This is a genomic window from Allobosea sp. 05T439 (assembly GCF_056396005.1).
Genome location: NZ_JBFTKP010000061.1, coordinates 1 through 21,174, shown reverse-complemented (window position 1 = coordinate 21,174; position 21,174 = coordinate 1). Strand labels below are relative to the sequence as shown.

The window sequence follows — 21,174 nt, the reverse complement described above, 5'->3', positions numbered from 1 at the left end:
TGCCGCGACAACGGAAGTCGCAAATGCCGTCGTTTATTGTAGCTATATTGGTTATCCCGCCGGATGCGTCGCGCGGCCCGGTGTGCGCCTCGTCGCTCGGCCCGTCGGGGTCGGAGCCGTCACCGCGCCTCGTCCGGGAAATCGCAACGGGGGTGTCAACAGGGTCGGCGTTCGCCGCTAGCGCCTTCCGGCGACCGAGCCGGGTTGCAGCGCTCTGCTATCAGGCGGCAAGCAGCTTGGGCGCATGACGTTAAATTCGACGACGCGATAGGTCAGCAAACCACCCTTTTGCGGACCTCGCATATCGATGCTTGAAGGTCGTGATGGGGTCGAGTCTCCCTGTTGGCGGCTTGGCCAGAAGGCTGGCAGATTGTCCCCCGACCCAGGCGCCCCCTGAGACCGGGGCCATGATCTTGGGCGCGGAAACCACCGGCGCGGGCCGCCCGCAAGCTCCCTCCCCGGCCGACCTGATCACCACGAGCCGGTGCCTGCTCGTTCGCGCGGGACGGACTATCGAGGCCGACGAGGACGGGCCCGCCCCGACGCTCGGCGCCGTCAGGCTCTCGCTTGGCCGCTTCAGCGCTGCCGCAGAGATCGACGCCGCCGCCGCGGCCCTGATCGCGGGCTACCGGAGACTCCAGGCACGGTGACGCTTTGCCGGCCGGTTGCCTGAGGCGTTCCCGCTCATCGCTGGGACGCGGAACCAGACGTGATCGCCCGGCACGATCGCGTCCCCAGGGTTGCGAAGGTGGTGCTGGTGCCAGCCTGAATCAGGACAGAGGGCGGCCAGGGGGATCGCTCAGCGCGTCTCCGCCATGATGCCGTCGATACCGGCTGCCAGGGCCTCCCGCGAAATCTCGCCCGTATGGAGCGAGGCGAGCGTGCCGTCGCGGCGCAGGAACAGCGTCACCGGCAGCCCAGGCGCCGCGTAATGGCGCGAGAGGGCCATGGCGGCATCGAGCAGGACATGATCGAGCGTCAGCCGGTCGGCCAAGAGATAGCTCCGGATCTTCTCGGCGCTCTCGCCCTGGTTCACGGAGAGGAAGCCGACATCCGCCCGCTCGGCCGCTTCGCGCGCCAGCATCGGCATCTCCCGGCGGCAGGGTGGGCACCACGTCGCCCAGAGATTGACGACGAGCGGCTTGCCCTCGAAATCGCCGATCGAGCGGAGGGCGCCGTCCAGGGTGGCCATGCGGGTTGCCGGCGCCTGCTGGCCATAGGTCGCCTTCGTCAGCTCCAGCGTCACCAGTCCGACGAGGCCGGCGACGAGCACTGCCCCGGCTGCACCGGCGGCGAAGCGAACCGATCGACCGTAGAATGCGGTTACGAGCGCCATCCCGAGCAGCCCGGCGGGGATCGAGAATCCGCCTTGCCAGATCGCCAGCATGCGCCATGGCTCCTGCGCAAAGCTCGACCAATGCAGGACGACATGGCCGAGGCGGGCAGCGACGATCGCGGCAAGGACCGCCGACGACGCCCATGCGTTCAAACGCGCGTCAAACCGCCTGGACAGGAGCGCGGCTGCCATCAGCAGGGTCGCGATCGCGAGGATCGCGGCGAAGCGGTCCGGCGCGAAGACGAAGGGACCGATGCTGACGGCATTCATCCGATTGCGCTCCTGCTCTCGCGCGATAAGGCCGGCCGATCCGAGGGCCGGTTCCGGCTGCATCGGGCGGGCGCCTTAAGCCAAGCTTAAGCTCAGTTTCCTCTCGGGCTTCGTAGGCAAGAGAGCAAGGCATCGCTATGACGCAAGACGACATCCGGCAGGACAGCGGGCCCGCGAGCCCGATCCTGCATCGCCGCCAGGTCCTGCTGGGCAGCTTGCTGCTGGGCGGATCGGCCGGGGCGATCTCGCTGTTGCCGCCGCGGGCGCTGGCGGCTCCGCCGCCCTTCGTGACCGAAGCCGGCGGGCAATTCATCGAACTCGACCCGCGCGAGGATGTCTCGGCCATCTCGCTCACGGATTTCAACGGCCGGCCCCGGTCGTTCGCCAGCTATCGTGGCCGTCCCTGTCTCGTGGCCTTCTGGGCGAGCTGGTGCCCGCCCTGTCTTCGCGAGCTGCCGATCCTGCATCGCCTGCAGCAGAGACGCGATCTCGGTTTCGCCGTCGTCCCTGTCTCGATCGACCGCGACGCGGCCGCTGCCCGACGGCTCATCGACCGGTTGGGACTGCGCGGCTTTGCGAGCTTCATCGACCGCGACGGCCTCGTCGCGTCGGGACCGAAATCGCAGGTGCAGACGCCCTTCCAGCTCTACGGGATGCCGATGAGCTATGTCGTCGATGCCAGGGGCAGGACGGCCGGCCATCTCGCCGGCGCGGCGGACTGGGGCACGCCGGAGGCGATCCGGTTCATGCACTATTTCGCGCGCGAGGGCTGACCAGGACGCACTGCGCCCGCATACTGGAGCCTGTTGGCTTCGGCGTCATGGGAGATGCCCGAAGAACAGGCGGACGAACGAAAAGACCGAGGTCTCGACCCGCACCAGGCCGCGCGGCGCGCTCGCCGTTCGAGGCCCTCCGCCTGGCATCAAAGTGCCATGGGGCAGGAACTTGCGAGACCGTCATCGGTTGAATGTTCGGGGGCTGTCGTCGACAACCTCCGACGACRTGGGATGGTTGCCATGATCGAGAGAGACGGCGATGTATTCCGTTTATTTTCAGAGGATTATCGAAGCTTTTCGCAGGAGGAGATGAGCCTGCGGGAATACCTGCTGGCCTGCCGCGAAGACAAATCGATGTATGCCTCCGCCCCTGAGCGGATGGTCGACGCGATCGGCGCGCCAAAGCTTTTCGATACGAGCCAGGACGAGCGCCTCGGCCGGATATTCTCCAATCGGACGGTCAAGCTCTACCCGTCCTTTACCGATTTCTTCGGCATGGAGGATACGATCGAGAGGATCGCCGGCTATTTCCGCTACGCATCGCAGGGCCTGGAGGAGCGCAAGCAGATCCTCTATCTGCTCGGCCCCGTCGGCGGCGGCAAATCCTCCCTCGCCGAGCGGCTGAAGAAGCTGATGGAGGAGCGCCCCTTCTACACGCTCAAGGTCGGGGACCGGATCAGCCCGGTCTTCGAATCGCCTCTGGGCCTGTTCCGTCCCGATCGGATGGGCGATCTCTTCGAGGACAAGTACGGGATCGCGCGGCGTCGACTGACCGGCCTGATCTCGCCCTGGGCGGCGAAGCGGCTCGACGAGCTCTCGGGCGATATCTCTGGGTTCAGCGTCGTCAAACTGAACCCCTCGCGCTTGCGGCAGGTCGGCATCGCGAAAAGCGAACCAGGCGACGAGAACAATCAGGATGTCTCGACGCTCGTCGGCAAGGTCGACATCCGCCAGCTCGAAAACTTCAGCCAGTCGGACCCGGACGCCTATTCCTACAGCGGCGGGCTGAACCGGACGACGCAGGGCCTGCTCGAATTCGTCGAGATGTTCAAGGCGCCGATCAAGGTGCTGCATCCCCTGCTGACCGCGACCCAGGAAGGCAGCTACAACGGCACCGAGAACTTCGGAGCCTTTCCCTACCAGGGCATCGTTCTGGCGCACTCCAACGAGTCCGAATGGCTACAGTTCAAGAACAACAAGAACAACGAGGCGTTCCTCGACCGCATCCTGGTGGTCAAGGTGCCCTATTGCCTGCGCGTCACCGAAGAGCGGCAGATCTACGAGAAACTGCTGCGCGAGAGTGAACTGGCCGGCAGCCCCTGCACGCCGGAAGTGCTCGATATCCTCAGCCGCTTCTCGGTCTCGACGCGGCTGGCCGAGTTCGAGAACTCGCCGCTCTATACAAAGATGCGCGTCTATGACGGCGAGAACCTCAAGGAAGTGGAGCCAAAGGCGAAGGCCATCCAGGAGTATCGCGACGCCGCCGGGGTCGACGAGGGCATGACCGGCGTCAGCACGCGCTTTGCCTTCAAGATTCTCTCGCAGACCTTCAACTACGACACCAGGGAACTGGCCGCCGACCCGGTGCACCTGATGTACATCCTGGAAGGCGCKATCAAGCGCGAGCAATTCCCCAAGGAGACGGAAGCGGCCTATCTCGACTTCATCAAGTCGGAGCTCGCGACGCGCTATGCCGAGTTCATCGGCCACGAGATCCAGAAAGCCTATCTGGAATCCTATGGCGAATACGGCCAGAACCTGTTCGACCGCTACATCGCCTATGCCGACGCCTGGGTCGAGGATCAGGACTACAAGGACCCCGATACCGGCCAGCTGCTCAACCGGCAGGTCCTCGACACTGAATTGTMGCAGATCGAAAAGCCGGCGGGCATCGCCAATCCCAAGGACTTCCGCAACGAGGTCGTGAAGTTMACCTTGCGCGCCCGGTCCAGGAACAATGGCCGCAACCCGTCCTGGACCAGCTATGAGAAGCTGCGCCAGGTGATCGAGAAGCGGATGTTCGGTCAGGTCGAGGATCTGCTGCCCGTCATCAGCTTCGGCTCGAAGCAGGACAGCGTGACCGAGAAGCGTCACCAGGGCTTCGTTCAGCGCATGGTGGAGCGTGGCTATACCGAGCGCCAGGTCCGGCGCCTGGTGGACTGGTACATGCGTGTGAACAAGGCGGGTTGAACGCGGCCGGAGCGTGCCATGCCGATTTTCATCGACCGCCGCCTGAACCCGAAGGACAAGAGCCTGGGCAATCGCCAGCGCTTTCTGCACCGCGTCCGCGCGGAACTGAAGCGCAGCGTCCAGGAACAGATCCGGGCCGGCAAGATCGCCGATGCAGACGGGGCGCACGCCGTTTCGCTCCCGGCGAAGCGCACGAGCGAGCCGCGCTTCCGCGATGCCGGGGACAGCGGCCGGCGCCAGCATGTCCTGCCCGGAAACAGGCATTTCGCGCCGGGGGACAGGATGCCGAAGCCGGGCCGGGGCGGCGGATCGGGATCGTCGCCCGGCCTGGAGGATTCCGAGGACGATTTCCGCTTCGTGCTGTCGCGCGAGGAGGTGCTCGATCTGTTCTTCGAAGATCTCGCACTTCCCGACATGGTCAAGCTCAATCTCAAGGAGATCGTCGCCTTCAAGCCGCGGCGGGCCGGCTTCTCGGCGAGCGGCTCGCCGACGAACATCAACATCGCGCGCACCATGCGAAACAGCCATGGCCGCCGCATCGCCCTCCAGCGGCCCAGGCGCGAGGAGGTCGAGGCCATCCTGCGCGAACTGGCCAGGATCGAGGCCGACGAGCCAGGCGGCGCCGACGCCGACGTCGCAGCCCTGCGCGCCGAACTCGACCGGCTGGAGCGCCGGCGCCGGGTGATTTCCTTCGTCGACCCGGTCGATATCCGCTTCAATCGCTTCGACGCGCAGCCTCGGCCCAACGCGAACGCGGTGATGTTCTGCCTGATGGACGTCTCAGGCTCGATGGGCGAACGCGAGAAGGACCTGGCCAAGCGCTTCTTCGTCCTGCTGCATCTGTTCCTGAAGCGGCGCTACGATCGCACGGACATCGTCTTCATCCGCCATACCCACGTGGCGCAGGAGGTGGACGAGGACACCTTTTTCTTCAGCATGCAGAGCGGCGGCACCGTCGTTTCCACGGCGCTGGAGGAGATGCAGCGCATCATCGCGCAGCGCTATCCCAGCCGGCAGTGGAACATCTACGCCGCCCAGGCGTCGGACGGCGACAACCTCGCGACCGACTCCAGGCGCTGCCTCAAACTGATGGATGGCGAGATCATGCGCCTGTGCCAGTATTTTGCCTATGTCGAGATCATCGACGAACGCGAGAGCGAGATCTTCGGCTCCACGGACAACGGCACCTCGCTCTGGCGCGCCTATCTCGCGGTCAAGGAGAGATGGCCGAATTTTGGCATGAGCCGCATCGCTCGGGCCGCCGACATCTACCCGGTCTTCCGGCATCTCTTTACCCGCCAACCGGCGCAGTTGCGCAAGTGAGGGAAGCGCCGATGGCGAGGCAAACGCCCCGATCCGATCTGCTGTTCTCCGGCTCGGACTGGAACTTCGCGACCTTGTCGCATGTCTACGACGTCATCGAGGCGGTTGCGAAGGAAGAGCTCCGGCTCGATGTCTACCCGGTGCAGATGGAGATCATCTCCTCAGAGCAGATGCTCGATGCCTATTCATCCATCGGCATGCCGCTGATGTATCGCCACTGGTCTTTCGGCAAGCACTTCCTCCGCCAGGAACTGCTCTATCGCAAGGCCGGTCGCGGCCTMGCCTATGAAGTGGTGATCAACTCCAATCCCTGCATCGTCTATCTGATGGAAGAGAACACCATGGCCCTGCAGGCCCTGGTGACCGCGCATGCTGCCCTTGGCCACAACCATTTCTTCAAGAACAACTACCTGTTCCAGCAATGGGCCGATGCGGGCGCGATCCTCGGCTATCTCGATTTCGCCAAGGGCTTCATCGCCCGCTGCGAGGAAAGGCATGGCGTTGCGGCGGTCGAGGCCATTCTCGACGCCGCCCATGCGCTGATGGAACAGGGCGTGTTCCGCTATCGCCGCCCTCCCCGGCTCTCATCCGACAGGCACCGCGAGGGGCTTCGCGAGCGGCTGGAATACGAAGAGCGTTCCTATAACGACCTATGGCGCACGGTCCCGCGCTTGGTGGACGACGCCAAGCCCGACGAGAGCGAGGCCTCGATCGCCGAACGGAAAAGGGCGCTCAATCTCCCCGAGGAGAACCTGCTCTATTTCCTGGAGAAGAACAGCCTGATCCTCCACCCCTGGCAGCGCGAGATCCTGAGGATCGTCCGGGTGATCGCGCAGTATTTCTATCCCCAGCGGCAGACGCAGGTGATKAACGAAGGCTGCGCAACCTTCGTGCATTACACGATCCTGAATACGCTGTTCGACCGCGGCCGGATCAGCGAGGGCGCCATGCTGGAAATCCTGCGCAACCACTCGAACGTCGTCTTCCAGCCAGCCTTCGACGATCCCCGCTTTTCCGGCATCAACCCTTATGCGCTGGGGCTGGACATGATGCAGGACATCCAGCGTGTCGTGACCGAGCCGACCGCGGAAGATCGCGACTGGTTTCCCGAGATCGCGGGAACCGGAGACTGGCGCACGATCCTGCTGGACGCCTGGGCCAACCACCGCGACGAATCCTTCATTCGCCAGTATCTCAGCCCGGCCCTGATCCGGAAGTGGCGGCTGTTCTTGCTTTCCGACGCCGCGAACGACTCGTTCTACAGCGTGGCTTCGATCCATAATGAGCGCGGCTACGCGTCCATACGCACGGCCCTGGCCCAGAAATACGACATCGGGGCGAGCCATGCGGACATCCAGATCGTGGATGTGGACCTGCTCGGCCAGCGGCATCTGCGCCTGCAGCACAAGGTCAATGACGGCATCCTGCTGGAAAGCGCCGGCTGCGATGCGACGCTGCGGCATGTCCATGAGCTATGGGGCTATGAGGTCAGCCTGGAAGGCGTTGACGCGCAGACGGGGGTCACGGTCTTCGAACGGTCCAGCCGTCAGCTTGACGGATCGCTATAGCTCATAGGCACCGGGACGCGCCTTGTGCCACGCCCTCAAGGCCGCTGAGTCAGCCCGTTCCAACGCTTTCATCAGAAGCAGGTGCTCATGATCACATAAAGCCCGGATTGCGCGGCAGGTATCGCGTCCAGGTCCCATAGCCCTGCGACGCCATCAGCAGCATGGGAAAGGTGATGCGCATGCCCTGACTGACGGCAAGGCTCAACGCGCTTTCGCATGTGCCGGGCAGGAACGCCGATACGGTCTCGCAGGGCCTGTCGGCCGCTATCCTCAATGCCGCCGCAAAGACAGCTCCGAGGTCGTCGACCTCCCTGACGGCGAGAGGTCCGATATGCCCGCTGGACGTGACATAGCAGTAGCCGAGACAATCGTTGCCGGCGCAGAGCAAGACCCCCATGGTTGCCGGGTCGTCGAGCAGGTAGCGGTGATGCCTCTCTCGCGGGACGCCGATCGCACGGATATCGATCTCGGCCAGCCTCTCCAGGGTCGCAGCGCTGCCGTCGATCGGGATGCTCTGCAACGCCAGCTCTGGCAGTCCCTGCATCACCCGCTCCCGCGCCGCACTGAGAAAATAGATCGGCATCCTTGGAAAGAGGCCATGCCGGATGTAGAGCCCCTGCGAGACCCTGTTGAAGGTAAAGGTGATCAGGACCTTGTGAGCAGCAGTTGATTTGCGGGCATGCTCCAGGCTCAACTTCATCAATTCATTGCCGATGCCACGTCCCTGCTGGCCCGGATCGACGAATAGCTGGGCAAGAAACCAGACATTCCCGCATACCCAACTCCAGGCGAAACCGAGAAGCTMACCGTTATCCTCCGCGACCCATAGGCCGTCGGGAGCGTCCTTGAGTGAAAACAGCTGAAAATTGGGAGCGCTCGACGTCGCCATCGGGCCGAAACCATGGCGCGTGGTCAGATCATTGATGCTGGCAACGACGAGGGCATCAGCCGTCGCCAAATCCTGCGCGCGGGCCGGCCTGTAGACGAGTGACATGGGACAGCTCCGTCAGAGCAATTCAGATCAGTCTTGGCATCGAATCTCCGGCTGACAAGGCCAATGCCATCGCGCTGCCGCAGGCCCGCTCTTTCGCGCGCCTGCTTGATGGCTGAGTTGGTCGTGCGCCCTTCCCGGCCGGCCTGACCGTCAAAAGCCCGTGCGCGCCTTGAGCCCGGCGCAATGGCGCCACGCGTGCCGCCCGGGGGAGAACGCTTGCGCCGCACCGAGGCTGAAGGCAGACGTGGCGCAGTTCTGAAGGTCATGAAGACCGCATGATGAGGAAATGCCAGTGCAGCGCGATCACGCCTCTGAAATTGCCGCGATCACCCACCATCCGGCCTTCAAGGAGGCGGTCAGGGTGCTCGAGGCCGAGCATGACCGCACCATTGCCGACATCATCACGCTGACCGAGATTCCCGCGCCCCCCTTCAAGGAGGAGAAGCGCGCCGCCGCCTATCTGGAGATGCTGCAGGCGCATGGCCTGGAGGATGTCGAGCAGGACGAGATCGGCAATGTGATGGGCCTCTGGCGCGGCACCGGCAACGGCGGATTGATCGTGGTCGCMGCGCATCTCGATACGGTTTTCCCTGAGGGAACCGATGTCACCGTGCGCCGCGAGGGCACGAAGCTCTATGCGCCGGGCGTGGGCGACGACACCCGCAGCCTTGCCGTGCTCCTGGCCTTCGTGCGCGCGATGGACGCCKCCGGCGTCCGGACCCGCAATGATATCCTGTTCGTGGGCGATGTCGGCGAGGAAGGGCTCGGCGACCTGCGCGGCGTCCGCCATCTCTTCAGCAAGGGCCGGTATCGCGACAAGATCGCAGCCTTCATCACCGTCGACAGTCCGCAGGTGGAGAAGATCGTCGTCGGCGGCGTCGGCTCGAAGCGCTATTCCGTCAGGTTCAAGGGGCCGGGCGGGCACAGCTTCCAGGCCTTCGGCATCGTCAACCCGATGTATGCCATGGCCCAGGCGATCGTGGAGCTTGGCCGCATCCAGGTGCCGGCGACACCCCGCACCACATTCTGTGCCTCCATCGTCGGCGGCGGCTCATCCGTCAACGCCATCCCCGAGGAGGCCTGGGTCGATATCGACCTGCGCTCGGAATCGGCCGAGGAGCTTGCCAGGCTGGACGCGCGCTGCCGCGAGATCGTGGCTGCGGCGGTGGACCAGGAGAACGAGACCCGCTCGACCAGCGAGGGCGCGATCACAGTCGAAATCAAGGCCTTGGGCGACCGCCCCGCAGGCAATACGCCGGTGGACGCCGATATCGTGCAATATGCGACCGCAGCGCTTCGGGCCCATGGCTTTGCGCCCAGGCACGAAGCCTCCTCCACCGACGCAAATATTCCGATGAGCCTCGGCATCCCGGCAATCAAGATCGGCTCGGGCGGCACCGGCGGCAGGGCCCATTCCCTCGGCGAGTGGATCGATGTCGAAAAGACAGCGAGCATATCGGGCATGACGGCGAGCCTTGCCACGATCCTGGCCACGGCGGGCTTCCCTGCCGCGTGAACGGTCCTGTCGCCCGGTCGTTGCCGCTGCATTTGATCGTGCTGCTCGACCGGTTGCGATTGCGCGGACAGAATGGCGCAAGAGACGAACTCGCCTTGCGCGTGGAGGATGTCGCGTCTTCGATCATCGCGGCACCGTCGGCTCTGCCCCTTAACKGCAGCGTCCCACCCAAGCCAGGCTTTGGGCTCGGCCGGCTGCTTCGGAAGGAAGCTTAGCGCCAGCTCGGGGCGTCATKGGAATCTTCGATCACCGGACAGGAAACCGGATCAAGTCGATTAACTAACCCACTGTATTTGCAATGATTTTTCTGAAATTAACAATCCGATCGTCGGGCAAATGCCTGGAGGCAGCCACATTGCCTCCACGCAAGCCGGCTATGGAGATTCGTAGTGCGATTCGTACGCCCTGCCTGCAATTTTGAAATTAAAGAGGATTGACATGGTAAAAGTGACAAGAATTACCATGACCGCCTGTGCCTTTAGTGCCTTCCTGGCAACAGCTGGATTCGTTCAAACGGCATTTGCCCAAACACAAGCCGAGGCCAATTCTGTCGCGCCCTTGGCCACTGGCTTGACCGATGGCGGGGCCGCCGAAGCCCAAGTCGTCGAAGCTACCCGCGCCGGCGATGTCCTTACGATCAAGCTTCGCTTCAAGCCAATCGCCACGAACAAGCTGGAACGACTCTATGATTCGATCAGCAAGGATGCTTATGAAAACAGCTTCTATGTTCTTGCCGGCAACAAGAAATACCTGCTCCTGACAGATAGCAACGACAAGCCGCTGACAAATCCTAACCTGGTCATCAAGGCCAACAAGGATTCTCCGATCGCCGGCTCATGGCATGGCAGGTTCCCTGCTCCACCGAAGGATGTCACGGACGTGTCGCTGACGATCCCGGGTGTCGAGACGCTCGACGCGATCAAAATCACCGACCGATAGCCATGGCCGGCGCTACCAAGTCCTGCATCACCAACTCCTGCATCGCGATCATCGTGTTTCTGGCAGCGACACGTGGCTCGTTTGCGCAAGAGCCACCTCACCATCGCGAAATACGCGATCTCAAAGCCACGGTTCTGGATCTTAAGGCCACGGTTCTGGATCTGAAGGGACTCCCCTCCGACTTGAACAGCGCGGTATCTGATCTGTCGGCGAAAGCCGGCGGACTTGCCGCCCGGCACGGTGGTCTTTCCGTGCGACACGATGCGACGACCGTCAGGCTGTCGATGACGGGCGATATCCTGTTCGATTTCGACAGGGCCGACATCAGGTCGGCTGCCGAACCGACACTCACCGATATCGCGCGTCTCGTCGCATCTGTCCCCGCTGGCACGATCGTCATCGAGGGGCATACGGATTCAAAAGGGTCTGCTCGGTATAATCAGGAACTGTCCCTTCGGCGGGCTCAGGTCGTCGCGCAATGGCTTGTGAGACACGGAGCAGATAAAGCGCGGCTTTCGGTCAAAGCGCTCGGCGATACGCGTCCGATCGAACCCAATACGCTTAAGACCGGAGCGGATAATCCCGAAGGGCGTGCCCTGAACCGACGCGTCGAGTTCGTTATGCCGAAGCAGTAGACAATGGAATCTGCGGGCCGACGGCAACGCGTCGGCCCGCTCCCGGCTTCCGGCGAAACGGCCGAATGGCCTGTCGCTCAGAAACCTCCGCCCCGCTGCGACATTCCGAGCGCCTGCTAGAGCAGCGGCCCGAAAAGTGGATTGCGGTTTCCGGGAAATCCGATGCAAAGACAAAGGATTAGATCATCGGATCTGGATACGATATCCGGTCCGATGATCTGATCAGGCGACCACAATTGGATATTGGAGCCTTGCTCGGACGCTGACATCCGAAATCGGGCGGGGTGACATCCGCTCCCGACGCTTGCCGGACGCTACGGGCGTCCGCTTTGGGAAACACCGGAGGCTGCCAAGGCAGATTAGGCGCCCGGAGCCGCAGCATGGCCCCGGACGCCGGGATCAGAAGGTCAACCCGCAGGCTTGACGGATGGCGATCTGAACTGGCGAGGGAGGCAAGGACGGATCAAACTCGCCCCGTGGCAACAGCGGCGGCTGCGCCATGAATCGCGGATGCTGGCCGCAATGGGGTTGCGCTGCATGGACCAGGAACGGGTGGCATAAATAGACCGTGCCCGCCGTTCCGGTTGCGATTTCGACCACACAATCCGCAGTCGAGGCGTAGCCGTTCGCGGAGAGCTGCCGGAGTGTGGCTCCCGCCTCGCCGTAGGGCAGAAGCTCCCGCGCAATCATGGCATGCGAGCCCCGGCGAATTCTCGTAGGAGCATCGTCGGGCCCGACATCCGATATCAGGAAGAGCATGAGCAGGGCTCGTCCGCTGCTCCTCACATTGGCTCGCCATTCCATGAAATCCGGATTGTCCAGGCCAAAGCTCACATCCACATGCCAGCCGTCGTCCCCCGGCGCCTCCGTCGAGGGGAACCGGATCGGAAAGGTCCCAAGCCCCCTGGGGGCGATCCAACGCTCTGCGCCGACGAGTTGATCGAAGGCCTTGTGCAGGGGCGGCGTATTGGCCGCCTGGATGAAAGCAGGCGAGGATTTCGAGCTCACCCGGATGACCGGTCGCGTCCAGCCTTCCGGCTTGCTGGGCGACAAGCCGATATCTGCCCACAATTCATCCCGGCATTGTCTTGCAAGGTCGGCACTGAAGGCGTTCTCGATTTTGACGAATCCGTCGTCGATGAAGCTCTGGACCTGACGGGATGTCAGGCCAATCTGCGCATTATTGGGCATTGCACGTTTCTCCGCTCGGCTGCCGCATCAGCGAAGCCGTTTTGATCTGATCTGATCGGCGCGAAGGCGCCGGACGGCTTGAGGCCGTTCAGATCAGGGGAAAGAACGTGGAGGCGAACATCATGACGAGCCCCCCTACCACGGCAACAAGGGCAGCCTCAAGGTCACCATTGCCCGGCTCTTCCCCGTCAAGGCGCCAAGAGGTAACTCCGAGTCATCGCCCGGAAGCGGTCGCTCCGGATCAAACTGCTCAAGACCCGGTCTCGAGCCGTTGCAGGATTCCCGACGGCCGTCTCGACAGGCTAGTCAGTGCTCGCCTCGACCGGCCATCGTGATAGGGAGGAGGCTATGGCCTTCACCCTCCACTGTTTTGCCGACATCCCCACCTCCGACGGGCTGGTTCTGCTGAACCATCCTGACGTCACGCGTCACATGCCGCTCGCCGATGGCAAGTGGACTGAAGCATCTGCCCTCGACTGGGCCAAGGGCAAGGACGGGGGTTACCTTGGTGCCAAGGCGCGTTTGGACAACGTCTGAGAGCCCGTCCCGAAACGCGCCCTCGTCAGGTGTTCCGGGTGCGACGCGGTCGATGACCTGCCTTTTCCCCGCCGCGCCGGCCTCGTTTCCGTCCGCCGTTGACGGTCAACCGTCCACGGCTCCCCCTTTGCCGGCGGTTTGCGGGATGAGGCGGCGCCGGCACGCGCACGTCCCGGGCCGGACTCCGCTCATGGTTCCGCCGTGCCTACCCGTCCGAGCGCAGCGTCAGCCTCGACCACGGGATCGTTGAAGGTCCAACGAGGGATCGTGCGCATGCGGTMGAGGCCGGCGAAGACGGCCGCAAAGCCGCCATCCGGCGAAACCTCGCGGAGCGCGGCATCGAATTCCTGGCCGAACCCGTTGAAGCCGTCGGCCTCCACTTCGCAGAGATGAATCTGGTTCCAGTCGATCCGCAGCGCCGGATCACGGTAGAGCACGGCCGCCGTCTCCATGGTCCGGAACGTCCCGATCCTGTTCGCCTGGACGAGCTTCGCAGCAGCCGGCCCGATATAGTTCCGCATGATCTCACGGTATTGGCCGAGAGAGGGAGCGCCCACCTCGATATATTCCAGCGACACCTGCCGCTCGGGCCGATCGGCTGAGCCCTGCCAGTTTCGCGGCAGGACGAAGGCCGCGGGGGTGGTCAGGAGAATCTCCGCGCGCAGCACCTGGATCTGCGGCGGTTGCTGCTTGACCACGAGTTCGCGAATGGCGTCGGCAGGAACGATATCTTGGAAGTAGCTCAGTTCGAGATGGCTCCAGACAGCCGCTTCCGAAGCGTTCCGAAACACGGAGCGGTGCCGATACAGCGCCTGCCCGAGGCACGTTTCCCCAAAGCGCGCCCAGTCGACGACGCGGTCCTCGAGCTCGGCTTCCGCTCCGGGATCCGCTTGTATCGTCCGGGCTAGCACCACGAGGCGGTCGCCGGGCTCGATCCGGGCCAGTTGCGACCCGTCAAGGGGATGAACACTCTCAGCCATTGGACGCCTCGGATCGTTCGTCTCGTCGTATCTTTCCCCGCTGGCACGATCGTCATCGAGGGGCATGCGGATTCAAAAGGGTCGGCTCAATCGAGCCCTGAATCGAGCATTGCTGCGACGATTTCGGCCGGGCCTCGTCTGGCCCGGCCAGCCGACCTGGGGCCGTGTTCAGTTGCCCKACGGCAGCGGGATGCTGATACCCTCCTTCGACAGGATGTCGCGGACGCTCTGGAATTTCTGATAGTCGGACAGCGTCATCGGCCCGGTATAGCTCTCGCTCTGCAGCTTGCGGGGCGGATACTGCACATAGGTCTTCATCAGCTTGTTGATGGCCTCGGAGATCGTCACCATCGTCCAGGTGCGCTCGGTATAGTTGTTCATGAAGATGTCGTAGCGCTCCTGGGGATCCTGCCAGAGGTCGAAGACCTGCGGGACGGTGGCGACATATTTCTCGGCGCCCTTCCAGCCGAGATTGCTGTCCACCGCCAGACCGCCGGTCGGGGCGCCGTTGTCGCCGCGCAGGTTGAAGACGGCCTTGTAGTTGCCGATGCGTGCCGCACCCGGAGAGAGCTCGTTCTCGGTGAAGTAGAACCACTCGTTGCGGGGCGAAGGGCCGGTCCCGAACAGCACCGGCGACAGGTCGTAGCTGTCGAAGATGATCGGCTGGTTGGCACGATCCTGGGTCGGCAACCGCACCCCGCCGACCGAAGCGAACGTCGCCATCAGATCTAGACCGCCGGTCACTTCGTGGTTCTTGGAGTTGGGTGCGATCTTGCCCGGCATCCAGGCGATGGCGGGAACGCGGTTGCCGCCTTCGCGAACCGTGCCCTTGGTGCCGCGGAACGGGGTATAGCCGGCATCGGGATAGACGTCCTGCCAGGCGCCGTTGTCGGTGGTGTAGAAGACCAGCGTGTTGTTGGCACGGCCGGAACTGCGCACCTTGTCCATGATCCGCCCGATCCGCGCGTCGAGCTCGACGACGGAGTCCGCATATTTACTCTTCGACATCGACTTATGGATGTAGTCGGGATGCGGCATGTTGGGCTGGTGCACCTTCATGAAGTTGATGCTCATGAAGATCGGCTCGGGCGAATTCGCGTTGCGGTCGAGATAGTCGAGCGCCGCCTTCTCGACATAGCCATCGAAGAACGGGATGCCGACCACGCCTTCGGCGCCATTGATMACCGGCGTGTCGACATATTGGCCGTTGATCTTGAACTCCTMGCGCGCCGGCTGCCCGGCATTGCCCGACAGGGCTCCCTTCGTTACCCGCTGGAACATCGCCCGAAGCTCGGGTGACATATCCGGGAACCAGGTCGGGTCTGCGTAGGTGTAGGCGTTGAGATGATAGAGGCCGCAATATTTCATCTCGTCGTAGCCTTGGGCATTGGGCAGTGCGTAATCGGCCTCTCCCAGGTGCCATTTGCCGGTGAAAAAGGTCTTGTAGCCACCTGTCTTGAGCACCGAGGCCAGCGTCCACTCGGCTGCCGGCAAGCCGCCGCCCTGGCCCTGGAAGGCCACGGTCGTCATGCCGCTCCGGTTCGGGATKCGGCCCGTCTGCATGGCGGCGCGGCCGGGCGTGCAGCTTGGCTGCGCGTAGAAGGAGAAAAACGTCATTCCCTCCGCCGCCAGCTTGTCGATGTTGGGGGTGGGCATGCCGCGGCCGATGCCGCCGCCATAGGGGCCAAGATCGCCATAGCCGGTGTCGTCCGACACGATCATGATGATGTTCGGTCGCTGCTGCGTCGCCGGCGCCGGAGCTGGTTGCGGCTGGGCCGCCGCCATCCCGCTGAAGGCGAGCGATGTGAGTGCGGTCGCTCCGAACAGCGCCGCGCTGTAGCGCTCGCGCCAGGCTCCGAACCGCTCCAGCGCCCTGGCCGTGGAACAGTCTCTTTCATCAAGCTGCAGGCAATCAGGCATGACCTCACTCCTCAGGCTGCTTTGGATCGGACGGTGGTCTCCAGACGCATCGAAAACCGACATGGCTGGTGGAGGTGTCGACCGGCTCGGCATGGCGCGCGGCCGGGCGATAGCGGCGGCAATAGTTGGGGGCGCATAGGTGCGAGCCGCCCTTGATCACCTTGCGTGGAATCCTGATCTCCGGTTGTCCGGGATCATAGCTTGCCGCCTCCCGCCCGCCCCGCGGGTTCACCGGGATGCAGCAGGCTTTCGCCGCGTCGGCCTCGTGCCGCGCCGAGTACCAGTCCTCAGTCCATTCCCAGACATTGCCGATCATGTCGTGGAGGCCATAGCCGTTGGGCGGAAAGGCGGTGACCGGCGAGGTGCGCTCGAAACCGTCCTGGTTGCTGTTCTCGTGCGGGAAGTTGCCCTGCCAGGTGTTCGCCAGATGCCGGTTGCCGGGCGTGAGCTCCTCCCCCCAGGCATATTCGGCGCCGTCGAGCCCGCTCCGCGCTGCGAATTCCCATTCCGCCTCGCTCGGCAGGGCCTTGCCGGCCCAGCGCGCATAGGCGAGCGCATCGGCGAACGTCACATGAACGACCGGATGGTTGTCGAGGGCGTTGATATTGCTCCCGGGGCCGTAGGGGCGACGCCAGTTCGCGCCCTTGGTGAGGTTCCACCATTGGCTCCAGTCGCGCAGGTCGACCGGCCTCGTCGGCGGCGCAAAGACCAGCGAGCCGGCATAGAGCATATGCGGCAGCGTGCCGGGATAGTCCTTGGGATCGGGCACTACTTCGGCAAAGGTGACGTGTCCCGTTGCCCTGACGAATTCCTTGAACTGCCGGTTGGTCACCGGGGTCCGGTCCATCCAGAAGCCGTCGACGGTGACGCGATGCGCCGGAGCCTCCTCGGGGTAGTGCCGGTCCGAGCCCATGCGGAAGGTGCCGCCGGGGATGGAGCTCATGCCTGGTGGCGGCGCTGTTCCTGCATCGGGGGAAACATGCGGTTGATCGCGGGAGGTCGATGGCTGTCCGTCGGCGATTTCGAGGATACGCATGGCAGGCACTCTTTGGAGAATTGGAGCAATTCTGTTCTAGAGTCAGAGAATGACAACACGAGACAATCGCGGCACTTACTTCAAGGTAATTTTTAGAATCCAATTAAATGACAGGAAAACGACAAGTAAATGACAAGATAAATTATAAATCAAATCTATAATCAAAATTAGATATTACGAGTTACAATTAAATTGCAGAATAATTACTGCATTGCCTCCCATGCTAGAGATGTTTCTCGCGGGTGTCTACTGTGTGCGAATGAACTCCGATCACCTCTCCTTGCCCAGGGGGTTTGTTGCCATAGCCAGAAAGGCTTGGCTGCCATCGACCGAAATTCACCGCCCTCGTCAGGGCCGGACGCAGGATCCATTCGCTGTGGAAGGCGCCCAAGATAAAACAGCCAACCCAGCCGATTATGGATAGTCTCCACCTCACTTCCATGGGCGGCGCGAAACGGCGAACCTTTCAATGAAGGGTGAACCCGCAGGCATTGCTGCCACACCAATCTTGAAGGAATTCCGAGATGGGTTTGCTGATAGATGGTGCCTGGCATGACCAATGGTACGACACATCGTCAACCGGCGGCCGCTTTATCCGGAAGGACAGCGCATTTCGCAACTGGGTGACGCCTGACGCCTCGGCTGGCCCAAGCGGCGCTGGTGGTTTTGCCGCGGAGCCTGATCGCTATCACCTCTACGTAAGCCTGGCGTGTCCTTGGGCACACCGGACCCTGATCATGCGCACCCTGAAGGGATTGGAAGAGCTTGTTCCGATCTCGGTCGTGCACTGGCTGATGCTCGAACGCGGCTGGACCTTCAAGGCAGGCCCCGGGGTCGTTCCCGACGCGGTTAATCACGCGCAGTATCTGCATCAGGTCTACACCGCTGCCGATCCCCACTATACCGGCCGGGTCACGGTTCCTGTCCTGTGGGACAAGCGGACCGGCACCATCGTCAACAACGAGTCTTCCGAGATCATTCGGATGTTGGGAACGGCGTTCGACCATCTCGGCGCATTGCCCGGGGCCTACTATCCCGCGCCGCTGCACGAGGAGATCGATGCGATCAATGCGCGGGTCTATGACACCGTCAACAATGGTGTCTATCGCGCCGGGTTCGCGACAACCCAGGAGGCCTATGAAGAAGCGATCGGGCCCTTGTTCGAAACACTGAACTGGCTAGAGGAGCGGCTGAAGGCACGGCGCTATCTGCTCGGAGACGACCTGACCGAGGCAGATATCCGCCTGTTCACCACGCTCATTCGGTTCGATCCGGTCTATGTCGGACACTTCAAGTGCAACCTGCGCCGCATTGTCGATTACCCGAACCTCTGCGTAGCCCTTCGGCGTGGGCCGCCTTGCGGTGGCGCGTGCTGAGTGAAGAAATAGGCGTATGGATAGTCATACGCCTATGCCGAAGCTCTCTCGGCTTGAAGTGATCACGACGGGRTCGCGGCGGCGGTGGACGCCGGAAGAGAAGCTCCGGATCGTCGCGGAGAGTTATTCTGGTCACCGAGCGGCATCTTCGACGGCTCGGCGGCATGGACTGTCGAGCAGCCAGCTTTTCGCCTGGCGCAAGCTGGCCCGTGCAGGCCGCCTATCGGAGATAGACGAGCCAGGCTTCGCGGCGGCGATCATTGTCCCGGAGGCGGCTGCGGCGCTGGAGCGGTCGGCTTGTTCGGCTGGAGCCGGACGTATGGAAATCATCATTGACGACGTGCGCATCCTCGTCGATGCGAGCGTCGATGGTGCGGCCTTGGCCCGCGTGGTCGCTGTCATTGGGCGGCGATGATCCCGGTTCCGTCGAACGTGCGGGTGTGGTTGTCGGTCGGCCGGACCGACATGCGCCGGGGGATGACGGGGCTGGCGCTTCAGGTTCAGGAGGCGCTGGGCCGGGACCCGCACGCTGGCGATTTGTACGTCTTCAGAGGCGCCAGGGGCGATCTGATCAAGATCCTTTGGCACGACGGCCTGGGCATGTCGCTCTATGCGAAGCGGCTGGAGAAGGGCCGCTTTATCTGGCCGTCGCCGGCCGACGGCGTGGTCGCAATCTCGGCGTCGCAGCTGGCCTATATGCTCGACGGTATCGACTGGCGGAACCCGCGGCACAGCTGGCGGCCAAGCAGCGCCGGATAAGGTCGGGACGCTTCATTTTTTAGGAGTCAGCGGGTGGGATTCATGATTCACTTCTTGTCGTGGACGCCGCTCTTGCCGACCTGCCGGACGATATCAACRCGCTGAAAGCGGCGCTGACGATCGAGCGCGYGAAGACGCGGGACGTGGCCGCGGACCTGGCGGTGGCGCGCGCGAAGGCGTCCGAAGATCTGGCCTTGATCGCCCATCAAAAGTTGCGGATCGCCAAGCTGGAGCGGCAGATCTACGGCCCTCGCTCCGAACGGTCGCAACGGCTCATCGACCAGTTGGCGCTGCAGTTCGAGGAACTGGAAGCGAGTGCCACCGAGGATGAGCTGGCTGCGGAAATTGCCGTGGCCAAGGCCACGGTTGTGGCAGGGTTCACCCGCAAGCGCCCCGAACGGAACACCTTCCCCGATCACCTGCCGCGCGAGCGTGTGGTGATCGATCCTCCGACGGCATGCGACTGCTGTGGCGGAACCCGACTGCGCAAGCTGGGCGAGGATGTAACCCGGACTCTGGAAGCGGTCCCCCGCCAATGGAAGGTGATCGAAACCGTGCGGGAGAAGTTCACCTGCCGGGATTGCGAGAAGGTCAGCCAGGCGCCGGGCCCCTTCCACGTGATCCCCAGGGGATGGGCCGGCGCCAACCTGCTGGCGATGATCCTGTTCGAGAAGTTCGGCCAGCATCAGCCCTTGAACCGACAGGCCGAGCGCTATGCCCTGGAAGGCGTACCGGTCAGCCTCTCGACCATGGCCGACGCCGTGGGGTCGGGCTGCGCGGCACTCGACCCGGTTCTGAGGCGGGTTGAAGCGCATGTCATGGCGGCTGAACGCCTGCACGGCGATGACACCACCGTGCCGGTTCTGGCCAAAGGCAAGACCGATACGGGACGATGTTGGGTCTACGTCCGCGATGACAGGCCGTTCGGTGGGGCATCGCCGCCGGCGGCGATGTTCTATTACTCCCGCGACCGCAAGGGCGAGCATCCGCAAGCCCATCTGGCCGGATATGCCGGGCTATTCCAGGCCGACGCCTTCGATGGGTATCGCCAGCTCTATCTGCCTGAGCGAAGTCCCGGGCGGATCCTGGAAGCAGGGTGCTGGGTTCACGCCAGGCGCCCGTTCTTCGCCATGGCCGATCTTGAGGAGAACGCCCGGCGGCAGGCTGCGGGCAAGAAGACGATCGCCCTCTCTCCCATAGCGATCGAGGTCGTGCGCCGCGTCGACGCCCTGTTCGAGATCGAGCGGCCGATCAACGGCAAGAATGCGCTGGAGCGCCGGACAGTTCGCCAGGACCTGAGCAAGCCGCTTGTCGATGCGCTTGCGGTCTACATGCGCGAACAGCGCGCCAAGCTCTCCCGCGGCCACGACCTCGCCAGGGCCATCGATTATATCCTCAAGCGCTGGGCAGCCTTCACCCTGTTCCTGGATGACGGGCGGGTGTGTTTGTCGAACAATGCAGCCGAGCGCGCGCTGCGCGGCATCGCTCTTGGAAGAAAATCATGGATGTTCTGCGGGTCAGACCGGGGAGGTCAACGCGCTGCCGCCATGTACAGCCTCATCGTCACGGCCAAGATGAACGACGTCGATCCTCAGGCCTGGCTCGCCGACGTTCTGGCCAGGATCGCCACGCATCCAGCTCATCGGATCGACGACTTGCTGCCCTGGAACTGGATGCCCAAAGCATCCGCCATCGCTGCGGCGGCGGCCTGACATTGGCCCCGGTTAACAAGGTCCACCATGTCCATACCATTGCCCGCGTCGCCGAAATGCTCGGTGAGGACGAGGACTGGCTGTGGGACGTGGCCAATGAAATGGACCAGGAGGAC

General features: G+C 63.3%; 19 protein-coding genes. 13 read left to right on the top strand and 6 right to left on the bottom strand.

Going from position 1 to position 21,174, the window contains the following annotated elements; translation table 11 throughout:
• The first annotated feature begins 407 nt into the window (after window positions 1-407).
• A complete protein-coding gene (locus AC1DIO_RS32805; protein WP_441508278.1) occupies window positions 408-650 on the top strand; it encodes a hypothetical protein in 243 nt (80 codons plus the stop codon).
• 149 nt (window positions 651-799) lie between these two features.
• Here AC1DIO_RS32805 and AC1DIO_RS32800 read toward each other — a convergent pair whose 3' ends face one another.
• A complete protein-coding gene (locus tag AC1DIO_RS32800) occupies window positions 800-1,606 on the bottom strand; it encodes a TlpA family protein disulfide reductase (RefSeq protein ID WP_476854709.1) in 807 nt (268 codons plus the stop codon).
• Window positions 1,607-1,743: 137 nt separating this feature from the next.
• On the opposite strand from AC1DIO_RS32800, the gene AC1DIO_RS32795 reads away from it, so the two are divergent.
• From AC1DIO_RS32795 to AC1DIO_RS32780, 4 genes are all read left to right on the top strand, one after another.
• Window positions 1,744-2,379, top strand: coding sequence for a TlpA family protein disulfide reductase (locus AC1DIO_RS32795; protein WP_441508276.1), 636 nt, complete (start codon window positions 1,744-1,746; stop codon window positions 2,377-2,379).
• A 243-nt stretch (window positions 2,380-2,622) separates the two neighbouring features.
• On the top strand, window positions 2,623-4,572 hold the full coding sequence (locus tag AC1DIO_RS32790; RefSeq protein WP_476854708.1) for a PrkA family serine protein kinase: 1,950 nt from the start codon (window positions 2,623-2,625) through the stop codon (window positions 4,570-4,572).
• 18 nt (window positions 4,573-4,590) lie between these two features.
• The gene (locus AC1DIO_RS32785; protein WP_441508274.1) at window positions 4,591-5,895 is read left to right on the top strand and encodes a YeaH/YhbH family protein; all 1,305 of its coding nucleotides are present in this window, start codon (window positions 4,591-4,593) and stop codon (window positions 5,893-5,895) included.
• Between the two features lie 11 nt (window positions 5,896-5,906).
• The gene (locus tag AC1DIO_RS32780; RefSeq protein ID WP_476854707.1) at window positions 5,907-7,463 is read left to right on the top strand and encodes a SpoVR family protein; all 1,557 of its coding nucleotides are present in this window, start codon (window positions 5,907-5,909) and stop codon (window positions 7,461-7,463) included.
• 91 nt (window positions 7,464-7,554) lie between these two features.
• On the opposite strand, the gene AC1DIO_RS32775 is transcribed toward AC1DIO_RS32780, so the two are convergent.
• Complete coding sequence (locus tag AC1DIO_RS32775; RefSeq protein ID WP_476854706.1) at window positions 7,555-8,457, bottom strand: GNAT family N-acetyltransferase; 903 nt, start codon at window positions 8,455-8,457, stop codon at window positions 7,555-7,557.
• Between the two features lie 292 nt (window positions 8,458-8,749).
• Here AC1DIO_RS32775 and AC1DIO_RS32770 point away from each other — a divergent pair, with 292 nt between their 5' ends.
• The 3 genes from AC1DIO_RS32770 (at window position 8,750) to AC1DIO_RS32760 (ending at window position 11,547) form a co-directional block, all read left to right on the top strand.
• The gene (locus AC1DIO_RS32770) at window positions 8,750-9,973 is read left to right on the top strand and encodes a M20/M25/M40 family metallo-hydrolase (protein ID WP_476854705.1); all 1,224 of its coding nucleotides are present in this window, start codon (window positions 8,750-8,752) and stop codon (window positions 9,971-9,973) included.
• 438 nt (window positions 9,974-10,411) lie between these two features.
• Window positions 10,412-10,912, top strand: coding sequence for a hypothetical protein (locus tag AC1DIO_RS32765; protein WP_441508270.1), 501 nt, complete (start codon window positions 10,412-10,414; stop codon window positions 10,910-10,912).
• A 2-nt stretch (window positions 10,913-10,914) separates the two neighbouring features.
• A complete protein-coding gene (locus AC1DIO_RS32760; protein ID WP_441508269.1) occupies window positions 10,915-11,547 on the top strand; it encodes an OmpA family protein in 633 nt (210 codons plus the stop codon).
• Window positions 11,548-11,946: 399 nt separating this feature from the next.
• On the opposite strand, the gene AC1DIO_RS32755 is transcribed toward AC1DIO_RS32760, so the two are convergent.
• Complete coding sequence (locus tag AC1DIO_RS32755) at window positions 11,947-12,738, bottom strand: phytanoyl-CoA dioxygenase family protein (protein ID WP_476776288.1); 792 nt, start codon at window positions 12,736-12,738, stop codon at window positions 11,947-11,949.
• A 348-nt stretch (window positions 12,739-13,086) separates the two neighbouring features.
• Between AC1DIO_RS32755 and AC1DIO_RS32750 the strand changes: the two genes are divergently transcribed.
• A complete protein-coding gene (locus AC1DIO_RS32750; protein ID WP_441508267.1) occupies window positions 13,087-13,275 on the top strand; it encodes a hypothetical protein in 189 nt (62 codons plus the stop codon).
• Between the two features lie 188 nt (window positions 13,276-13,463).
• On the opposite strand, the gene AC1DIO_RS32745 is transcribed toward AC1DIO_RS32750, so the two are convergent.
• The 3 genes from AC1DIO_RS32745 to AC1DIO_RS32735 form a co-directional block, all read right to left on the bottom strand.
• Window positions 13,464-14,255 (bottom strand): hypothetical protein, encoded by a 792-nt coding sequence (locus AC1DIO_RS32745; RefSeq protein ID WP_476854704.1) that lies wholly within the window; start codon window positions 14,253-14,255, stop codon window positions 13,464-13,466.
• Window positions 14,256-14,423: 168 nt separating this feature from the next.
• Window positions 14,424-16,040, bottom strand: coding sequence for an arylsulfatase (locus tag AC1DIO_RS32740; RefSeq protein WP_476854713.1), 1,617 nt, complete (start codon window positions 16,038-16,040; stop codon window positions 14,424-14,426).
• 139 nt (window positions 16,041-16,179) lie between these two features.
• Complete coding sequence (locus tag AC1DIO_RS32735; RefSeq protein ID WP_476854712.1) at window positions 16,180-17,118, bottom strand: formylglycine-generating enzyme family protein; 939 nt, start codon at window positions 17,116-17,118, stop codon at window positions 16,180-16,182.
• A gap of 617 nt (window positions 17,119-17,735) precedes the next feature.
• Here AC1DIO_RS32735 and AC1DIO_RS32730 point away from each other — a divergent pair.
• From AC1DIO_RS32730 to tnpC, 4 genes are all read left to right on the top strand, one after another.
• The gene (locus AC1DIO_RS32730; protein ID WP_476854703.1) at window positions 17,736-18,587 is read left to right on the top strand and encodes a glutathione S-transferase family protein; all 852 of its coding nucleotides are present in this window, start codon (window positions 17,736-17,738) and stop codon (window positions 18,585-18,587) included.
• Window positions 18,588-18,621: 34 nt separating this feature from the next.
• On the top strand, window positions 18,622-19,002 hold the full coding sequence (tnpA, locus tag AC1DIO_RS32725; RefSeq protein WP_441493346.1) for an IS66-like element accessory protein TnpA: 381 nt from the start codon (window positions 18,622-18,624) through the stop codon (window positions 19,000-19,002).
• Window positions 18,999-19,346: an IS66 family insertion sequence element accessory protein TnpB gene (gene tnpB / locus AC1DIO_RS32720; protein WP_441493345.1), complete on the top strand. Its 348-nt coding sequence runs from the start codon at window positions 18,999-19,001 to the stop codon at window positions 19,344-19,346. The genes tnpA and tnpB overlap by 4 nt, the downstream gene beginning before the upstream one ends.
• A 92-nt stretch (window positions 19,347-19,438) precedes the next feature.
• Complete coding sequence (tnpC, locus tag AC1DIO_RS32715) at window positions 19,439-21,058, top strand: IS66 family transposase (protein WP_476854711.1); 1,620 nt, start codon at window positions 19,439-19,441, stop codon at window positions 21,056-21,058.
• The last annotated feature ends 116 nt before the right edge of the window (window positions 21,059-21,174 follow it).

Coding starts and splice junctions, on each gene's coding strand:
- AC1DIO_RS32755 (WP_476776288.1), bottom strand. CDS start 12,738: ATGCCCAATAATGCGCAGATTGGCCTGACATCCCGTCAGGTCCAGAGC.
- AC1DIO_RS32760 (WP_441508269.1), top strand. CDS start 10,915: ATGGCCGGCGCTACCAAGTCCTGCATCACCAACTCCTGCATCGCGATC.
- AC1DIO_RS32765 (WP_441508270.1), top strand. CDS start 10,412: ATGGTAAAAGTGACAAGAATTACCATGACCGCCTGTGCCTTTAGTGCC.
- AC1DIO_RS32785 (WP_441508274.1), top strand. CDS start 4,591: ATGCCGATTTTCATCGACCGCCGCCTGAACCCGAAGGACAAGAGCCTG.
- AC1DIO_RS32750 (WP_441508267.1), top strand. CDS start 13,087: ATGGCCTTCACCCTCCACTGTTTTGCCGACATCCCCACCTCCGACGGG.
- AC1DIO_RS32735 (WP_476854712.1), bottom strand. CDS start 17,118: ATGAGCTCCATCCCCGGCGGCACCTTCCGCATGGGCTCGGACCGGCAC.
- AC1DIO_RS32805 (WP_441508278.1), top strand. CDS start 408: ATGATCTTGGGCGCGGAAACCACCGGCGCGGGCCGCCCGCAAGCTCCC.
- AC1DIO_RS32795 (WP_441508276.1), top strand. CDS start 1,744: ATGACGCAAGACGACATCCGGCAGGACAGCGGGCCCGCGAGCCCGATC.
- AC1DIO_RS32800 (WP_476854709.1), bottom strand. CDS start 1,606: ATGAATGCCGTCAGCATCGGTCCCTTCGTCTTCGCGCCGGACCGCTTC.
- AC1DIO_RS32730 (WP_476854703.1), top strand. CDS start 17,736: ATGGGTTTGCTGATAGATGGTGCCTGGCATGACCAATGGTACGACACA.
- tnpB (WP_441493345.1), top strand. CDS start 18,999: ATGATCCCGGTTCCGTCGAACGTGCGGGTGTGGTTGTCGGTCGGCCGG.